Genomic DNA, 18770 nt, shown 5'->3' on the forward strand with positions numbered 1-18770 from the left:
TAGGAGCGACCCGGTCTTAATGGTTGACGGTGTAAGCGAGCATCATCGAAATCTGGCTCATCGGCCGCCCGCCACTCTGTTCATGCCACTGGTTGAATGCATCCTGCACAATCGCCAGATCGCGCAGGCTGGTCGGCACCTTGTCGACGATCTTCTGCGCATTCAGTGCCGCGACCACGTCGTAGCTCGGCACGAATGTGTCCTTGCCGACCATGCGCAAAAACCGTGGCGCCGACAGCCCGCCCAGTTGATGGCCGTGCTTTTTCAGGTACGTCCACAGACCGACGATATCAGTCACCGGCCAGTCGGCAATCAGCGCACCGAAACTGCCCTTCTCCTTCTCGACATCGAGGATGAACTGCGCATTGCGCGGCACGCTTTTGAGCTTGCCCAGGTGGCGGATGATCCGCGCGTCCTGCATCAGGCGTTCAAGGTGTTCGGCGCTCATCAGCACGACTTTTTCCGGGTCGAACTTGAAGAACACTTCTTCGAAGGCCGGCCATTTGGCGTCGACCAGACTGTGCTTGAGGCCGGCGCGGAACACACGCAATGCCATGGTTGAGAGGTAGCGGTCGTCGCTGATCTTGCGCAGTTGCGCCGGGGTCTTGGGAACGGGCAGATGGGCTTCCAGTTCAGCTGCCGAACCGAAGCGGTTCAGACAGTATTCGTGCAGCCACTTGTAATCGCGCATGCCCTCTCCTGAGGTTTGAAATGAAATAACACCGGTGCCCACAAAACCCTGTGGGGGCTAGCCCTATGGCGAGGGGATTTATCCCCGATGGGGCGCAAAGCGCCCCCAGAAAAGCCTGGGGCTGCTGCGTAGCCCATCGGGGATAAATCCCCTCACCACAGAGGGCTGACTCCCACAGTGATTGGGTTTACAGGTTGACGACGTTAACGAAGCGCGAAGCCGCGGTCTCGTCGATTTTGAGGCTGGTGAAGTCGAACAGGTTGCGGTCGGCCAGTTGCGACGGAATCACGTTCTGCAGACTGCGGAAGATGCTTTCGGTACGGCCCGGGGTCTTGCGCTCCCAGTCCTGAAGCATTTCCTTGACGACCTGGCGCTGCAGGTTTTCCTGCGAACCGCAGAGGTTGCACGGGATGATCGGGAATGCCTTGAAATCCGAGTAAGCCTGAATGTCCTTCTCGTTGCAGTACGCCAGCGGACGAATTACCACGTTGCGGCCGTCGTCGGCGCGCAGCTTCGGCGGCATGGCTTTAAGCGAACCGTTGAAGAACATGTTGAGGAAGAACGTCTCGACGATGTCGTCGCGGTGATGACCGAGGGCCATTTTCGTCGCGCCGATCTCATCGGCAAAGGTGTACAGCGTGCCGCGACGCAGGCGCGAGCACAGCGAGCAGGTGGTCTTGCCTTCCGGGATCAGTTCCTTGACCACCGAGTAGGTGTCTTTCTCGACGATGTGGTACTCGACGCCCAGCTCTTTCAGGTAGGCCGGCAGCACGTGCTCGGGGAAGCCCGGTTGCTTCTGGTCCATGTTCACCGCGACGATCTCGAACTTGATCGGGGCAACCTTCTGCAGGTGCAGCAACACATCGAGCATGGTGTAGCTGTCCTTACCCCCGGACAGGCAGACCATGACTTTGTCGCCGTCTTCAATCATGTTGAAATCGGCGACCGCTTCGCCGGCCAGGCGGCGCAGGCGCTTTTGCAGTTTGTTCTGGTTGACCGTAAGAGTGCCCATGACGCGAAACCCGTGAAGTGTGACGAAAGGCCGGCATTTTACGCAAAAACCATCGTGAGGGCGAAGGACCTGGGGTCTGGCCTTCTTGCTCAGTAGATGTGGGGTGAATGAATTCCTGTGGCGAGGGGATTTATCCCCGTTGGGCTGCGCAGCGGCCCCAAAACCTGAACATCGGGTTTGCCTGACGCACCGTGGTGAATGGCTTGGCGACTGCTTCGCAGCCGAACGGGGATAAATCCCCTCGCCACAGGAATCTCCTGGCCACAGGGGAGGCATGTCCATATGGGGCAAGACCCCAAGGCGATTAAGCCCCGTGTTTACAGCGCAATTTGCTCTAACCCCCTAATACCTGTACGGGTAAGACCTTTCTATACTGCGACATAAGGTCGCACACAAATCTGAAGACCTGTATTTGCTCGGCCACCTTGGCCCGTAGGCGCTCCGTTGGGGGGCGATGGCAATAACAAGAGGAGTGACTGGCATGATCCATCACGTAGTGGGACTTTTTACCCACCCCGATCAGGAATGGAAGGAAATCCGTGGCGACCAAGAGGAAAGCATCAGCCACATGTACCTCACCCACACGCTGATTCTGGCGGCGATCCCCGCTGTCTCGGCGTTTATCGGCACGACTCAGGTCGGCTGGGTAATCGGCAATCGCGCACCGGTGATGCTCACCGTTGAAAGCGCGATCTGGATGACGGTCATGTCGTATCTGGCCATGCTGGGCGGGGTCGCGGTCATGGGGGCTTTCGTGCACTGGATGGCCCGCACCTATGACGCCAATCCGAGCCTGGCCCGTTGCGTGGCGTTTGCCACCTACACCGCGACACCGTTGTTCGTCGGTGGACTGGCGGCGCTGTATCCGCATATGTGGCTGGGGATGATCGTCGGCACGGCGGCCATCTGCTACACGGTTTACCTGCTGTATGTGGGGCTGCCGACATTCATGAATATTCCGTCGGATGAAGGTTTCCTGTTCTCAAGCTCAGTATTGGCGGTGGGGCTGGTGGTACTGGTCGCCATCATGGCGTTCACCGTGATCGTCTGGGGGCTGGGCGTAGGCCCGGTCTATACGAACTGACTCGCCGAGAAAAACAAAATCTGCCAACTCAGGCCGCCGCAAGGCGGCCTTCTCGTTCTCGGCATGACCATTCGGCAGCTTGGCGATTCGCAAGTGCACAGGGTTGCGGCATACTCGACGCCTCTGGAGATCCATCAAGCATGCCCGAGCAACTCAATACCCGCGTCGAAGACTGTTACCAACTCGCTGAATCCTTTTTCAAACGTTCCTTCCCTCGCCCTGTCGTCAGCCTCAAGCTGCGCGGGCAAAAAGCCGGTGTTGCGCATCTGCACGAGAACCTGCTGCGCTTCAACCCGCAGCTGTACCGGGAAAACACCGAACATTTCCTCAAGCAGACCGTGGCCCACGAAGTCGCGCACCTGATCGCCCATCAGTTGTTTGGCGAGCGCATTCAGCCCCACGGCGAGGAATGGCAACTGATCATGCGCGGCGTTTACGAACTGCCGCCGGATCGCTGCCACACCTATGCAATCAAGCGTCGCAGCGTGACCCGCTATATCTACAAATGCCCATGCGCCGACAGTGATTTCCCGTTTTCGGCGCAGCGCCATAGTCTGGTACGGCAGGGGCGGCGGTATTTGTGTCGGCGATGCCGCAATACATTGGTGTTCAGTGGTGAGATGCGGGTGGAATAGCCCGGATTTGCAGTGCCTGTATCGGCCCCTTCGCGAGCAGGCTCGCTCCCACATTTGGAATGCGGCCCACTGTGGGAGCGAGCCTGCTCGCGAAGGGGCTGGTACAGGCACTAGAGAATCACTTTGGAAGCACGCAATTCGGCAATCCGCTCAGCACTGAACCCCAATTCCGCCAACACCTGATCCGTATGCTGTCCCAACGCCGCGCCAACATGCCGCGGTGCCGGCAACGCCTCGAAAAACTTCAACGGACACGCCATTTGCGCCTGCGTCGTACCATCGTCACGCGGCACCTGCGTCACCAGTTCCCGCGCCTGCAACTGCGGATGGCGCACCGCCTCACTCAGGCTCAACACCGGTTCGACACACGCATCAATCCCGGCAAACATCTCGCACAACTCGGCAAAGTCATGTTTTTCGAACTCGACCGTCAGCGCGTATTTCAACGCCCGCTGCTGTTCAGGCTTGGGCGACAAGCCCTGCGCCGCCAACTCCGGCCGGCCCAGCGCCGTACACAGTTGCTGCATGAACCCCGGTTCCAGACTGCCTACCGACATCCAGCGTCCATCGCGAGACCGGTAGTAGTCGTAGAAACTGCCGCCATTGAGCATCTGCTCTTCCCATTCAGGCTCTTCGCCGCAAGCCAGATACCCGGCGCCAGCCATGGCATTCAGGCTGAACGCGCAATCGGTCATGCTCACATCCAGGTGCGTGCCCTGCCCCGTTTGCTGACGGGCAATCACTGCCGCGAGCAAGCCGATCACCCCGTGCAGCGAACCACCCGCCACGTCCGCCACTTGCATGCCCAGCGGCAACGGTCCGCTATCGGCACGGCCGGTGTAACTGGCAAGGCCGGCCAGCGCGAGGTAGTTGATGTCATGCCCGGCGCGATCCTTGTACGGCCCGGTCTGGCCGTACCCGGTGATCGACACGTAAATCAGCTTCGGGTTGATCGCTTTCAGCGCCTCATAGCCCAGACCCAGACGCTCCATCACACCGGGGCGAAACTGCTCGAGGACGATGTCGTAATCGGCCAGCAGCTGCTTGACCACTTCCAGCGCCTCGGGTTGTTTCAGATCCAGGGCCAGGCTGCGCTTGTTGCGATTGAGGTAGGCATGACTGGCCGAGATTCCGCCATCATGCGGCGGCAATACCCGCAGCAGATCCAGACGCGTCGGCGACTCGATGCGCAGCACTTCGGCGCCCATGTCTGCCAGCAACAGTGAGGCGAACGGCCCCGGCAGCAATGTCGAGAAATCGAGGATCTTCAATGAGGCCAGCGGTGCGGACATGGGCGAACTCCTTGGGCGATGCACTCAGCCTAGGCAGCGATGCCGCGTACGGCAATCACCGGAAATGTCAGCGGGTGTGACCGTTGCGCTCAAACCGCAGGCAATAAAAAACCTGCCGAGGCAGGTTTTTCAGTACATCTGTGGCGAGGGAGCTTGCTCCCGCTGGGTCGCGTAGCGGCCCCAAGGAAGGGCCTGCTGCGCAGTCCAGCGGGAGCAAGCTCCCTCGCCACAAGGTATTACCAAATACAGCTTACTTGACGCTGGTAGGCGTTGGGCCTTCAGCCACACCCAGATCGTCTTCAGGACGGGTATCAGCGATACCGCGACCACCCGATGCCAGCTCGGCGTCCAATACGTCGGTGTCCAGTTCTTTCACCCACTTGGCAACCACGATGGTCGCTACAGCGTTACCGACCAGGTTGGTCAGTGCGCGGGCTTCGGACATGAAGCGGTCGATACCGAGGATCAGCGCCAGACCGGCCACCGGCAGGTGACCTACCGCCGACAGGGTGGCAGCCAGCACGATGAAGCCAGAACCGGTCACGCCGGCAGCGCCTTTGGAGGACAGCAGCAACACCACCAGCAGGGTGATCTGATGGGTGATGTCCATGTGCGTGTCGGTGGCCTGAGCAATGAACACGGCAGCCATGGTCAGGTAGATCGCAGTGCCGTCGAGGTTGAACGAGTAACCGGTCGGGATCACCAGACCCACTACCGATTTCTTCGCGCCCAGACGCTCCATCTTGATCAGCATGCGTGGCAGTACCGATTCCGACGAGGAAGTGCCAAGTACGATCAGCAGCTCTTCACGGATATAACGAATCATCTTCAGCACGCTGAAACCGTGCATGCGGGCGATACCGCCGAGGACGATGAGGATGAACGCCAGGCAGGTGATGTAGAAGCAGATCATCAGTTGACCCAGCTGCACCAGCGAGCCGACACCGTAGGCACCGATGGTGAAGGCCATCGCACCGAAGGCACCGATTGGCGCGAGCTTCATGATCATGTTGATGATGTTGAACATCACGTGAGCGAAGCGATCGATGAAGTCGAGGATCGGCTTGCCGTAGGCACCCAGGCGATGCAGGGCGAAACCGAAGATCACCGAGAACATCAACACTTGCAGGATGTCACCGGTGGCGAACGCGCCGACGATGGTGGTCGGGATCACGTTGAGCAGGAAGCCGACAACGCTTTGGTCAGCGCCAGCCGCTACATAAGAGGCAACTTTCGAAGCGTCGAGAGTGGCGACGTCGATGTGCATGCCGTTGCCCGGTTGCACGACGTTGACCACGACCAAGCCGACCAGCAGCGCAATGGTCGAAACGATTTCGAAATACAGGAGTGCATAACCGCCGGTCTTGCCGACCGATTTCATGTTCTGCATGCCAGCGATACCGCTGACTACGGTGCAGAAGATGATCGGCGCGATGATCATTTTGATCAGCTTGATGAACCCGTCACCCAGTGGCTTTACCGCGACACCGAACTGCGGGTAGTAATGACCGAGCGCAATACCGATGATGATTGCGATGATCACCTGGAAATACAGGGATTTGTACAGTGGCTGACGAGTCGTCATTGCAAGTGTCCTCAAGCGTCCCGCGTGACAACATCCATCTGTTGACCGCGAAACCTGAATTGCGAACCCTCCTGCACTGGAGGGATTTGTTGTTCGAGCGGCGCCTTTCCGGGCGGGATAGATGCACGCTTCTGTCGCTCTTACCGCAAACGTCGTGCCACTTTGGTGCAATTAGCTGCAAGCCTGTTGATATCAGGGCTTACGGGGTCACGTATGTCACCATCCTGTGACTCAAGTGTGGCGGATTCCCGCCAACTCGCCGCTTGTCGTCCTACAATTTGGCGGAAATCCGCCTTGTAGGCGTATCCAGCCGGCGGCTACCATCCGGCGCCTGAGGAAGGATCTGCCGCTTATGCGCGAACGCACCATCGCCAGTCATTTCGCCCGTGCCGCTCTCGGCGGCGCGCGCCGTGTCGGTTTCGATTATTCGGTCCTGCTGTTGCAACTGGGCATCAGCCCGGAACTGCTCGAAGAGCCGCGTGCGCGCATCGCCCCGGAACAATTCACCCGGTTGATTCAGAGCCTGTGGCTGGCGCTGGATGACGAATACCTGGGTTTCGGCAATGCACCGAGCAAACCCGGCAGTTTCGCCATGATGTGCCACGCCTCGATTCACTGCCGCAATCTGGAGAAAGCGCTGCAACGCGGTTTATTGTTTTATAGCCTATTCCCCGAGGCCCCGCGCCTGAGCCTGACGCGCGAAGACGAATGGGCGCGTTTGAGCCTCGACGACTCACAATTGTGGGACCCGGATCACTTCCTGACCGAGAGCTTGCTGGTTATCTGGCATCGTCTCGGCAGTTGGCTGATCGGCCAGCGAATTCGTCTCGAACAGGCGACTTTCAGCTATCCCCGTCCCGAACACGGCGCTGAATATGACTTGCTGTTCCCCTGCCCGCTGACCTTCGGCACTGACCACAGCAGCCTGCTGTTCCACAGTCGCTACCTGCACATGCCGCTGCTACAGGACGAACGCACGCTCAAACACTTCCTCGAACGCTCCCCCGCCGACCTGCTCTCACGCCCGGATGATGGCGACAGCCTGAGCAGCCGCCTGCGCCGCTTGCTCAGTCGCGACACGGCACACTGGCCGGATCTGGAAGCGGTGGCGGCGCATCTGCACATCAGCCCGCAAACCCTGCGCCGGCATTTGCGCGAGGAAGGCACGAGTTTTCAGGAGCTGAAGGATCAACTACGGCGGGATATCGCCATCTACCATTTGGGGCGGGCGGATCTGTCGTTGCAACAGATTGCCGAACAGCTCGGGTTTTCCGAGCCGTCGGCGTTTCACCGGGCGTTCAAGAAGTGGACAGGGCTGACGCCGGGGGCTTATCGGGCGCAGGAGCAATGAGGTAATCAAAATCTTGCGGTGAAGTTATTGACGCCTTCGCGAGCAGGCTCGCTCCCACAGGTGAATGCATTTCAAATGTGGGCGCGAGGCTGCTCGCGAAGAGCCAGGCACTGCCGACCTCTAGACCGCCGGAAATTGAATCCTGAACGCCGCCCCGCCCATCGGCGAATCGCCGAGGGCCAATTTGGCGTTGTAGCTTTCGATAATGTCCTTGACCACCGCCAAGCCGATACCCTGCCCCGGATGCTGAGCATCCAGACGTTCACCGCGCTCGAGAATCCGTGCACGCTGGTCCAGCGGTACGCCCGGCCCGTCGTCTTCAACGCACAGTTCCACCCCGGCCAGGGTCTCGCGCACACTGATGCGCACTTCGCCCAGGCACAAGCGATAGGCGTTTTCCAGCAGGTTGCCCATCATCTCCAGCAACGCGCCTTGCTCGATCGGCACATAACAGTGCTCAGGCAGATCAAAGGCCACGCGCACATGCTTGTCGCGGTAAACCTTGTCCAGCGTATCGCAGAGGCTTTTGAGCACCGGTTGCAAGCGCACCTGGTGTCGCACCAGGCCGCTTTTGCGCAAACTGGCCCGTTGCAGTTGATAGCTGATCTGCTGGCTCATGCGTTCGATCTGGCTTTGCAGCACCCAGGCCTGATCGCGTTCTTCGGGACGTTGAGCCATGTCTTCGCTGACGCCTTGTAACACCGCCAACGGGGTCTTCAGGCTGTGCGCCAGGTCATCGAGGGAATCGCGATAGCGACTGCGCTGTTGCCGTTCGCTGTGCAGCAAACGGTTGAGCGAGCCGGTCAGGCGCAGCAGTTCGCGCGGGTGTTGCTCAGTGAGGCTTTCGCGGGTGCCGCCTTCGATTTCGTCGAGTTCCTGACTGAGCCGCCGTAGCGCTTTGAGGCCCCAGGTCAGGCCGATCCATAGCAGCGCCAGCAACACGAGTAGCGCAGCGCCGAAGCCCAGATAAAGATTCTCGCGCAAGCCTTCAAGGGTGGTTTCGTACTCGCGCACCGGTTGCAGGGCGACGATGCTGAACGCCGCGCTTTTGCCGCCGAGCAGTTTGACTTCGACGTCATAGACGAAGAATTCCTGGCCATTGCTTTCGCGAATCCGCGCGAACTCGTTGCCAAGGCCGTCATAACGCGGTTTGTAGTTGATCTGCTCTTCCTGGGTGGCTTTCGAGCGCCACACCAGGTGCCCTTCGCGATCGTAGATGTAGCCGAGCAAACGGAAGTCGGTGAGGTTGAAGCGCTCATCCGGCAGTTGCGTCGGCATCACCAGCCGACCGTTCTCGATCCGCGCTGCGGAAATCAGCGTGGTGACGTCGGAAGCCAGGCGCTGCTCGATCGAGTCCTGCAGTGCGAGGCTGAACGCGCCTTGCATCGCCGGGAGCAAGGCGAGCATGAACAACACCGCCAACGTGGTGGCGGCGAGCATCAAGCGAACGCGAAGCGAACGAATCAAGTGCAGCGCTCATTGAACAGGTAGCCGAGGCCGCGCACGGTGTCGATCGGCTTGAACCCGGCCGGGCCTTCGAGTTTGCGGCGCAGGCGGCCGACCAGCACTTCGATCACGTTCGGATCGCGCTCGTCGTCGTCCGGGTAAAGCTGCTCCATCAAGCGATCCTTGGGCACCACTTGCTGATGGTGACGCATGAGGTATTCGAGAATGCGGTACTCGTAGGCGGTCAGCGCCAGCGGCTGTTCGTCGAGGGTGGCCTGTTTGCGATTGAGGTCGAGCAGCAGCGGGCCGGCGACGATGGTCGACTGGGTGAACCCGCTGGAACGGCGCAGCAAGGCATTCAGGCGCGCCTCGAGTTCTTCGAACTGGAACGGCTTGACCACGTAATCGTCGGCGCCGGCGGCAAGGCCTTCGACCTTGTCCTGCCAGTTGCCGCGCGCGGTGAGGATCAGGATCGGGAAGGTCTTGCCGCCTGCGCGCAACTGGCGAATCAGGTCAAGACCACCCATGCCCGGCAGGCCGAGGTCGATCACCGCCAGATCAAAGTTGAACTGTCCGGTCTGGTACAGCGCCTCTTCGGCATTGGCCACGGATTCGACCACGTGACCACTTTCCGTCAGGCGGGTTTGCAGGTGATGGCGCAACAGCGCTTCATCTTCGACGACCAACAGTTTCATAACGCTCTCCCGGGTAAATCAAAATCTCCAGACAACCCACTGTGGGAGCTAGCCTGCTGGCGATTGCGATTTGGCAGTCGACAATGCAGTCGACTGTCAGGACGCCATCGCTAGCAGGCTAGCTCCCACAGGGTACTCAAGCTAACCGCGTTAGAAATTGTAGTTAGCCGACAGGTAAGTCTGGGCGCTGCTGTTCAAGTCCAGCGAGCCTTGCTTGCTGCCACCGCTCTCTTTCATTTCGGTGCTGGCGTTGCTCATCAGGTAACGGTAACCGAGTTCCACCGAGGTGTTCTGCGAAACTTGCTGCAACACCCCGAACTGACCGCCGACGGCGTAACCGATGTCACTGTCGCGGCTGTAGCCCGGCGAATCCTGAGTCAGCTTGGTCAGACCGGCCGTGGCACCGCCGAACAGCTTGGTGCTGCCGCCTACCGGGTAAAACAGATCGTAGCTGCCCAGCAGGTTTTCCTGACGCAGTTTAATGCCATTGTGCGAGCCCGACACGTTGTCGTAGGTGGCGTAGTAGCGACCCTGGCTGTTTTGCTGACCGAGGCGTACGCCGTAAGTGTTGTTGCCGTCGATGGCGCCGGTAGCGTTCGGGTGGTCGAGGTTGTTGTTCAGTGCGTGGGACTTGTCGATCTTGTCGCTGGTCTGACCGAACGTCAGGCCGGCAAAGTTGCTGGTGTCGTCGGCGTTGGCCGCGATGCTGGAGCCTAACAGGGTAAATGCCAGCAGCAGTTTGTTAAAACGAGTCATGGGTATTTCCTCTTTCACAGTTGCTGTTTGGGTATGGCGCAAGGTTACTGACCTCCCCCTGTACCGCCCCTGAACCGTCTCTGAACCTGACCTGAATCAAATGAACTAGGCTGTTTTGACCCTTTATTGTCAGGAGACCCGACCATGCGCCTGTTCCTCGCCCTTACTTTGCTGGCTATCAGCAGCCTCACTCAGGCTGCGATCAAGACTGAAGAAATTCCCTACCAGAGCGCCGAAGGCACCCAACTGATCGGCTACTACGCTTACGACGATGCCATCCAAGGCAAGCGCCCTGGAGTTGTCGTGGTGCATGAATGGTGGGGCCTGAACGATTACGCCAAGCGCCGCGCGCGCGATCTTGCCGAACTCGGCTACAGCGCTCTGGCGATCGACATGTACGGCGAAGGCAAGAACACCGAGCACCCGAAAGACGCGATGGCGTTCATGCAGGCAGCGACCCAAGACGCCGCGGCTTCCAGCAAGCGCTTCGAGGCCGGGCTGAATTTGCTGAAGAAACAGCCGCAGACCGATGCGAACAAACTGGCGGCGATCGGTTACTGCTTCGGTGGTGGCGTGGTACTCAACGCAGCACGGCAAGGTGAGCCGCTGGCGGGCGTGGTGAGTTTCCATGGCGCGCTGGCGACCAAAACCCCGGCGACGCCCGGCAGTGTGAAAGCGAAGATTCTGGTCGAGCACGGCGCGCTGGACAGCATGGTCACCGCCGACAACGTCACGGCGTTCAAGTCAGAAATGGACAAGGCCGGGGCTGACTACAAGTTCGTCAGTCTGGAGGGCGCCAAGCATGGTTTCACCAACCCGGATGCCGATCGCCTCAGCCATGGCGAACACGGAGGCCCGGACATCGGGTACAACAAGGCAGCGGATGAAAAATCCTGGGCGGACATGAAAGCGTTTTTCCAGAAAATATTTAGCTGATCAGCGACACCGCGGCGCGGCCTTCGCGAGCAGGCTCGCTCCCACAGGGGATCTACTGGGCGGCATAGATCCAGTGTGGGAGCGAGCCTGCTCGCGAAAGCTTCACCGCCAATCTCGACCTTGGCCCGACTAACCGGCAAAATGCCCGCCATGAATCTTGCCCCCGCTCTCCCCGCCTGCTGCACCGCGCTCGACAGCCACTGGCCGTTGCCGACGGTATTGCCTGACACCGTGCTGCTCAGCACCCACTTCGATCCGGCCCGACTGCTTGGCGATGATTTCCAGCGCAGCGCCGTCGTTGCGCCGCCGAGCATTCAGCGCTCGGTGGCCAAACGTCAGGCGGAATTTCTCGCCGGGCGGATTTGCGCCCGCGCGGCGTTGCAGCAATTGGAAGGCACCGGCGTCGTGCCGGCGATCGGCGAAGATCGCGCGCCGATCTGGCCGGCACATATCTGCGGCTCGATCACTCACAGCACCGGTCGTGCTGCGGCGATTGTCGCCAACAAGCGGCATTGGCGCGGGCTGGGCATGGATCTGGAAAATATGCTGAGTGCCGAACGTGCCGAGCGTCTGGCCGGGGAAATTCTCACGCCGGCGGAAATGCAACGCATGGCGGCGGGTCCGCGGGAGCAACTGGCGTTGTGGGTGACGCTGACGTTTTCGGTGAAAGAGAGCTTGTTCAAGGCGCTGTATCCGATCGTGCAGCAGCGCTTTTATTTCGAGCACGCTGAAGTGCTGGAATGGACGGAGGCCGGTCAGGTGCGGTTGCGCTTGTTGACGGACTTGTCTGCCGAATGGTGCAACGGCACTGAACTGGAGGCGCAGTTCGGAGTGCAGGATGGGCAGTTGTTGAGTCTGGTCAGCATTCAGGCCTGAAATCTTTCAGCGTCTGTTCAGGCCTCTTCGCGAGCAGGCTCGCTCCCACATTTTGAAATGCATTCCCCTGTGGGAGCGAGCCTGCTCGCGAAGGCGGCATCGCGGCCACCACAAGAATTACCGGCGCTCCTGATTCCTCGGCCAACTCAGGCTGAAACAAGCCCCACCCAGACTCTTGCTCTTGCCAATGATCGCCCGGCCGTCATGCCAGTGAATGATTCGTCGCACAATCGACAAGCCCAAGCCATGCCCGCCCGACGCCCGCGTACGGCTGTCATCCAGACGCAGAAACGGCGTAAAAATCCGCTCCCACGCCACCTCCGGCACGCCCGGCCCGTCATCCTCGACGTCGACGCGGCAGCGCAATTGCCCGACCTGGTAACTCACTGTCACCTTCGAACGAGCATGACGCATGGCGTTGCTCACCAGGTTCTGTAGCGCCCGATGCAGATAACGCGGCTCGGCTTCGACCCAGGCATCATCATTATCGGCGGCGGACAAGCACAACCCCCGCTGCACCGTGACCTCGGCGCGCAACGGCGCCAGCTCTTCAATCACCTGATTGACCAACGCATCCAGATCGATGCGCTGGAAGGTCAGCGCCGGCGACCCCTGCTCCAACCGCGCATAGGTGAGCATTTCATCGACCAGTTTATCCAGGTCTTCGATGTCGTGATCCATGCCTTCGCGGTACTTCTCCAGCGCTTGCGGGGTGGTCGCCGAGCCGATCATTTCCAGGCCGAAACGCAGGCGCGCCACCGGCGTGCGCAATTCATGGGACACCGCGCGCACCAGTTCGCGCTGGATTGCCAGTAATTGCTGCAAGTGCTCGGCCATGCCGTTGAATGCCGACGCCAGACGCCCGACCGAGTCGGCACCGCGCGCCGGCACACGGGTTTCCAGGCTGCCCTTGGCAATCCGCGTGGCCGCCGCTTCGAGGCCGCGTAAACGCCGTTCGAGCTGGCGCACCAACAGATAAACGATGAGGCCGATCAGGGTCAGGCCGAGCGCGGCGATCAACACCAGCCATTCCGGCGGGTATGGGTTCATCTGATACAGCGGGCCGATTTCCAGCACCCACGGCGTGCCGACCATGCCAGCGAATACGCGGATCGAGTCGCCGCCCTTGCCCAGCGCCATCACCGTGTCGCCTTCGGCCACGCGGCGGCTCTGGTCTTCGTCCATGTCGGCGTCATTCACCGTGACCAGCCGCAGATCGAAACCGAAGCCCTTCTCTTGCTTTATCTGCGCGAGGCGCTTGGGCTGCTCGGCGACCGGCACGCGCACCAGTTCATCGGCCAGCAGGTAAATGGTCGCGCGGGCCAGTTGCTCGCTGATCTGCTGCACCTCCCCCACCAGCACAAGCTGTTCCTTGTCGCTGACCATCCGGTAAACCTTCGCCGCGTGCGGTCCGGTCTGTTCGACCAACGCCTGCCCCCGTTGCACGCGAGTGCGCTGGGTCAGATCGAGATCGGTCTCGGCAAACTTTTTCAGCGCCAGCGGAATCCCCAGCAAACGCTCCCACACCAGCAACGCACGATGGCGTTCGGTTTCATTCATCGGTTGCAGGTTGTCGGCCATCAACGAAAACGTACCGTGGGCCAGCCGCTCGCGATACTGCTCGCTGCGCACTTGGTTGAGCAGATTGAGCGCCAGCACGCCGAGCACCGCCACCAGAATCAGCGCTGCGCACATGCCGCCGTAGATGCGCAGGAAGATCGAGTTCACAGCGGCAGGTCTACGCAGGCTTCAGGAACAAACAGATAACCTTTGCTGCGAATGGTCTTGATCAGGCGTGGATGGTCGGGGTCGTCGCCGATTTTCGGGCGGATGCGCGAGATGCGCACATCGATCGAGCGGTCCTGGCCGTCGTAGCCGATGCCGCGCAGGGCGGTGAAGATTTCTTCCCGGGACAGGATCCGCCCGGCGTTGGACACCAACAGCCAGAGCAAGTCGAATTCGGCGCTGGTCAGCTCGATGCCGTTGTCGCTCAGCCACGCTTCGCGCAAGGCGTTGTCGACCACCAGCGGGCCGAATTGCAGGCGGCGGGATTTTTCGGCGAGCGGTTCAGGTGTGTCGCTACGGCGCAGCAACGCCTGGATTCGCGCCAGCAACAGCCGCGGGCGCACCGGTTTGCACACGTAATCGTCGGCACCGAGATCGAGCCCGTGGATCTGATCGGCATCGTCGGTGCGTGCGGTGAGCATCAGAATCGGCCCGTCATACTGATCGCGCACCTTGCGACAGATGCTCAGGCCATCCTCGCCGGGCAGCATCAGGTCGAGGATCACCAGATCCGGCTGCTCCTTGATGATCCGTGCCGCCGCCAGCGCCCCGTTGCCTTCGATGTCCACGCGCAGTCCATTGGCTTGCAGGTAATCGCGCGTCAGTTCGGCCAGCCGCTGATCATCCTCGACGATCAATACCTGAAAGGCTTGTTGCTCCACCGGTGACCTCTGCTTTCTATTGTTATGAATAAAGGAAGACGATTGCCCGAATACACACGATCCCCTGTAGGAACTGTCGAGTGAAACGCGGCTGCGATCTCCTGATCTTGCTTTTCAAGATCAGGATCAAAAGATCGCTGCCTTCGGCAGCTCCAGCAGGGGTACGCGATATTTAGCGTGATCCTCCCGTCCTTTTGTCATGTTTGAGGAGGATAAGAATGCCTGCGCATGGGCCGATTGTATAAACGGCGTACAGCCAGAACACAAGTCGGTAAATGCGTTCGGACAAGGCAGTTTTTTGTGATAGGGTTCGCGCCCTTAAAAATCCGCTGAAGCGTTTTTCCCGGTGAAAAAACAGTGACAGACGGTCTAGCGCAGCAGGTTCGCGGCCTACACGGGAATTCCCGATTTCTTACACAATTTACGCACAGGTTTATCCACAGCTAGTACGTTGCAAGCCCCCTCGAAACGCATTATCTTGTAGCACGGCGCAGGGAGAGACCCTACATATAGGGTTTTCCGCTTAAACGCCCAACCACATTTCAGACCTGAAACTCAAGCGATTTATTGCCGGTTTCCGGTTGAACCAAGCAAGTTTTTCAAAGCCCAAACCGCTCTTGCGGATGGCATCGTTTTTCAGGTTGGAAACGACCGGAACGGTACGGGTGTTGCAGTCATTACTGTCACCTGGGAAGGAATCCGGCTCGAGCCCTGGCTCGCAGCCAAAAACTTCGGCAAGGATGCGGCGTCATTAGCCTTTTTCCTACTGGTCCGAAGTTGTTATGCCCGACGCCCGTCGGTTGTAGTGCTTCGGACCAGAACGGTGAGCACCATGATGGTGCCCAAACAAACATAGAGAATGTGGAGATCACCCCCCATGCAAACCGACACAACTCGCGAGAACCCGCAGGGCACCTTGCCGCAGGCCGCTGATTCGACTTCGGATCTGGCTGCCACCGCGCCTGGTCAACTGCGCGTGATCAAGCGCAATGGCACTGTCGTTCCTTACACCGATGACAAGATCACCGTCGCTATCACCAAAGCGTTCCTCGCAGTTGAAGGCGGCACCGCTGCCGCTTCGTCGCGAATCCATGACACCGTTGCCCGTCTGACCGAACAGGTCACCGCGACCTTCAAGCGTCGCATGCCGTCGGGTGGCACCATCCACATCGAAGAAATCCAGGACCAGGTCGAACTGGCCCTGATGCGTGCCGGTGAACAGAAAGTCGCGCGCGACTACGTGATCTACCGTGACGGTCGCTCGAAAGAACGCGCTGCCCACGCCCCGGCCGAAGAAGCGGTCAACGCTCACCCGTCGATCCGCATCACCCGTGCCGACGGTAGCCTGGCGCCGCTGGACATGGGCCGCCTGAACACCATCGTCACCGAAGCGTGCGAAGGTCTGGAAGAGGTCGACGGCGACCTGATCCAGCGTGAAACCCTGAAAAACCTGTACGACGGCGTGGCCCTGACCGACGTCAACACCGCGCTGGTGATGACCGCCCGTACCCTGGTTGAGCGTGAGCCGAACTACTCGTTCGTGACCGCCCGCCTGCTGATGGACACCCTGCGTGCCGAAGGTCTGGGTTTCCTGGGTGTGGCCGAAAGCGCCACTCACCACGAAATGGCCGACCTGTACGCCAAGGCACTGCCGGCTTACATCGCCAAAGGTATCGAGTTCGAACTGCTGAACCCTGTGCTGGCCTCCTTCGACCTGGAAAAACTGGGCAAGGCGATCAACCACGAGCGTGATCAGCAATTCACCTACCTGGGCCTGCAAACCCTGTACGACCGTTACTTCATCCACAAGGATGGCGTGCGTTTCGAACTGCCGCAGATATTCTTCATGCGCGTGGCCATGGGCCTGGCGATCGAAGAGAAGCAGAAAGAAGACCGCGCGATCGAGTTCTACAACCTGCTGTCGTCCTTCGACTACATGTCGTCGACCCCGACCCTGTTCAACGCCGGCACCCTGCGTCCACAGCTGTCGAGCTGCTACCTGACCACCGTGCCGGATGACCTGTCGGGCATCTACCACGCGATCCACGACAACGCCATGTTGTCGAAATTTGCTGGCGGTCTGGGCAACGACTGGACGCCAGTGCGTGCACTGGGCTCGTACATCAAAGGCACCAACGGCAAGTCGCAAGGCGTTGTGCCGTTCCTGAAAGTGGTGAACGACACCGCCGTAGCCGTTAACCAGGGTGGCAAGCGCAAAGGCGCTGTGTGTGCCTACCTGGAAACCTGGCACATGGACATCGAAGAGTTCATCGAACTGCGCAAGAACACCGGTGACGATCGTCGTCGTACCCACGACATGAACACTGCCAACTGGATTCCTGACCTGTTCATGAAGCGCGTCTTCGATGACGGCAAGTGGACCCTGTTCTCGCCATCCGAAGTGCCGGACCTGCACGACCTGACCGGTAAAGCCTTCGAAGAGCGCTACGAGTACTACGAAGCCCTGACCGAATACCCAGGCAAGGTCAAACTGTTCAAGACCATCCAGGCCAAAGACCTGTGGCGCAAAATGCTGTCCATGCTGTTTGAAACCGGCCACCCATGGCTGACCTTCAAAGACCCGTGCAACCTGCGTAGCCCGCAGCAGCACGTCGGCGTGGTTCACAGCTCGAACCTGTGCACCGAAATCACCTTGAACACCAACAAGGACGAGATCGCCGTTTGCAACCTGGGCTCGATCAACCTGCCGAACCACATCGTTGACGGCAAGCTGGACACCGCTAAGCTGCAACGCACCGTGAACACCGCTGTACGCATGCTCGATAACGTGATCGACATCAACTACTACTCGGTGCCGCAAGCGAAGAACTCCAACTTCAAGCACCGTCCGGTCGGTCTGGGCATCATGGGCTTCCAGGACGCTTTGTACCTGCAGCACATCCCTTACGGTTCCGACGCTGCCGTCGAGTTCGCCGACAAGTCGATGGAAGCGGTCAGCTACTACGCGATCCAGGCGTCCTGCGACCTGGCTGACGAGCGCGGCTCGTACGAGACGTTCCAGGGCTCGCTGTGGTCCAAAGGCATCCTGCCGCTGGATTCGCAACAGATCCTGATCGAGGCCCGTGGCCAGAAGTACATCGATGTCGACCTGAACGAAACCCTGGACTGGGCACCGGTTCGCGCCCGTGTACAGAAAGGCATTCGTAACTCGAACATCATGGCCATCGCACCGACCGCGACCATCGCCAACATCACCGGCGTCTCGCAGTCGATCGAACCGACCTACCAGAACCTGTATGTGAAATCGAACCTGTCGGGCGAATTCACCGTGATCAACCCGTACCTGGTTCGCGACCTCAAGGCTCGCGGTCTGTGGGACTCGGTCATGATCAACGACCTGAAGTACTACGACGGTTCGGTTCAGCAGATCGAGCGCATCCCGCAAGAACTCAAAGAGCTCTACGCGACCGCGTTTGAAGTGGACACCAAGTGGATCGTTGACGCCGCCAGCCGTCGTCAGAAGTGGATCGACCAGGCCCAGTCGCTGAACCTGTACATCGCCGGCGCATCGGGCAAGAAGCTCGACGTGACCTACCGCATGGCCTGGTACCGTGGTCTGAAAACCACTTACTACCTCCGTGCCCTGGCCGCGACCAGCACCGAGAAGTCGACCATCAACACCGGCAAGCTGAACGCTGTTTCCAGCGGCGGCAACCACGGCGACGATTCGGTACTGGCAGCACCTGCCGGTCCTGCTCCAGTGCCAAAGGCTTGCGCGATCGACGAGCCGGATTGCGAAGCTTGCCAATAAGCTGAGCTGAGTCAGGCGTTGCGAGACGCCTGATACTCTCCCGGCAAAAGAAACCCCCGACAGACTTCTGGTGTGTCGGGGGTTTTCTTTTGTGCGCCATTTACCTTCGGCAGCTCTTACAGAGGTTGAGTACATCTGGCAGAGGCTGGCTGGCTCTCAGGTCGTCTTCGCGAGCAGGCTCGCTCCCACACC

Annotated in this window: 15 protein-coding genes; 6 read left to right on the forward strand and 9 right to left on the reverse strand. The window is 59.8% G+C overall.

Going from position 1 to position 18770, the window contains the following annotated elements:
- Nucleotides 1-16: 16 nt before the first annotated feature.
- Complete coding sequence (locus BK670_RS23555; protein WP_123453358.1) at nucleotides 17-691, reverse strand: DNA-3-methyladenine glycosylase I; 675 nt, start codon at nucleotides 689-691, stop codon at nucleotides 17-19.
- Between the two features lie 187 nt (nucleotides 692-878).
- Entirely contained in the window at nucleotides 879-1703 is an 825-nt protein-coding gene (gene ttcA, locus BK670_RS23560; RefSeq protein WP_123453360.1) for a tRNA 2-thiocytidine(32) synthetase TtcA, read from the reverse strand.
- A 481-nt stretch (nucleotides 1704-2184) separates the two neighbouring features.
- Here ttcA and BK670_RS23565 point away from each other — a divergent pair, with 481 nt between their 5' ends.
- A complete protein-coding gene (locus tag BK670_RS23565; protein WP_007917515.1) occupies nucleotides 2185-2787 on the forward strand; it encodes a Yip1 family protein in 603 nt (200 codons plus the stop codon).
- A 140-nt stretch (nucleotides 2788-2927) separates the two neighbouring features.
- Nucleotides 2928-3422 carry a SprT family zinc-dependent metalloprotease gene (locus BK670_RS23570; protein ID WP_007917517.1) on the forward strand — a complete coding sequence of 165 codons (495 nt, stop codon included), beginning with the start codon at nucleotides 2928-2930 and terminating at the stop codon, nucleotides 3420-3422.
- A gap of 110 nt (nucleotides 3423-3532) precedes the next feature.
- Here the strand turns inward: BK670_RS23570 and BK670_RS23575 are convergent, their stop codons facing one another.
- Complete coding sequence (locus BK670_RS23575) at nucleotides 3533-4714, reverse strand: CaiB/BaiF CoA transferase family protein (protein ID WP_123453362.1); 1182 nt, start codon at nucleotides 4712-4714, stop codon at nucleotides 3533-3535.
- A gap of 250 nt (nucleotides 4715-4964) precedes the next feature.
- A complete protein-coding gene (locus tag BK670_RS23580) occupies nucleotides 4965-6299 on the reverse strand; it encodes a dicarboxylate/amino acid:cation symporter (protein WP_123453364.1) in 1335 nt (444 codons plus the stop codon).
- A gap of 352 nt (nucleotides 6300-6651) precedes the next feature.
- On the opposite strand from BK670_RS23580, the gene BK670_RS23585 reads away from it, so the two are divergent.
- Entirely contained in the window at nucleotides 6652-7650 is a 999-nt protein-coding gene (locus BK670_RS23585; protein WP_123453366.1) for an AraC family transcriptional regulator, read from the forward strand.
- A gap of 120 nt (nucleotides 7651-7770) precedes the next feature.
- Here the strand turns inward: BK670_RS23585 and BK670_RS23590 are convergent, their stop codons facing one another.
- The 3 genes from BK670_RS23590 to BK670_RS23600 form a co-directional block, all read right to left on the reverse strand.
- A complete protein-coding gene (locus BK670_RS23590; RefSeq protein ID WP_123453368.1) occupies nucleotides 7771-9117 on the reverse strand; it encodes an ATP-binding protein in 1347 nt (448 codons plus the stop codon).
- Nucleotides 9114-9791, reverse strand: coding sequence for a response regulator transcription factor (locus BK670_RS23595; RefSeq protein ID WP_123453370.1), 678 nt, complete (start codon nucleotides 9789-9791; stop codon nucleotides 9114-9116). Before BK670_RS23595 ends, BK670_RS23590 begins: the two co-directional genes overlap by 4 nt.
- 150 nt (nucleotides 9792-9941) lie before the next feature.
- On the reverse strand, nucleotides 9942-10547 hold the full coding sequence (locus tag BK670_RS23600) for a hypothetical protein (RefSeq protein ID WP_123453372.1): 606 nt from the start codon (nucleotides 10545-10547) through the stop codon (nucleotides 9942-9944).
- Between the two features lie 144 nt (nucleotides 10548-10691).
- On the opposite strand from BK670_RS23600, the gene BK670_RS23605 reads away from it, so the two are divergent.
- Nucleotides 10692-11483 (forward strand): dienelactone hydrolase family protein, encoded by a 792-nt coding sequence (locus tag BK670_RS23605; protein ID WP_123453374.1) that lies wholly within the window; start codon nucleotides 10692-10694, stop codon nucleotides 11481-11483.
- A gap of 150 nt (nucleotides 11484-11633) precedes the next feature.
- Nucleotides 11634-12359 (forward strand): 4'-phosphopantetheinyl transferase family protein, encoded by a 726-nt coding sequence (locus BK670_RS23610; RefSeq protein ID WP_123453376.1) that lies wholly within the window; start codon nucleotides 11634-11636, stop codon nucleotides 12357-12359.
- A gap of 117 nt (nucleotides 12360-12476) precedes the next feature.
- Here the strand turns inward: BK670_RS23610 and BK670_RS23615 are convergent, their stop codons facing one another.
- Both BK670_RS23615 and BK670_RS23620 read right to left on the reverse strand, forming a co-directional pair.
- The gene (locus BK670_RS23615; RefSeq protein WP_123453378.1) at nucleotides 12477-14087 is read right to left on the reverse strand and encodes an ATP-binding protein; all 1611 of its coding nucleotides are present in this window, start codon (nucleotides 14085-14087) and stop codon (nucleotides 12477-12479) included.
- Nucleotides 14084-14806: a response regulator gene (locus tag BK670_RS23620; protein ID WP_123453380.1), complete on the reverse strand. Its 723-nt coding sequence runs from the start codon at nucleotides 14804-14806 to the stop codon at nucleotides 14084-14086. The genes BK670_RS23615 and BK670_RS23620 overlap by 4 nt, the downstream gene beginning before the upstream one ends.
- An 877-nt stretch (nucleotides 14807-15683) precedes the next feature.
- Between BK670_RS23620 and BK670_RS23625 the strand changes: the two genes are divergently transcribed.
- Nucleotides 15684-18578 carry a ribonucleoside-diphosphate reductase subunit alpha gene (locus BK670_RS23625; protein WP_123453382.1) on the forward strand — a complete coding sequence of 965 codons (2895 nt, stop codon included), beginning with the start codon at nucleotides 15684-15686 and terminating at the stop codon, nucleotides 18576-18578.
- Nucleotides 18579-18770: the final 192 nt, after the last annotated feature.

It is taken from the genome of Pseudomonas fluorescens, from assembly GCF_003732425.1.
GTDB lineage: Bacteria > Pseudomonadota > Gammaproteobacteria > Pseudomonadales > Pseudomonadaceae > Aquipseudomonas > Aquipseudomonas fluorescens_BE.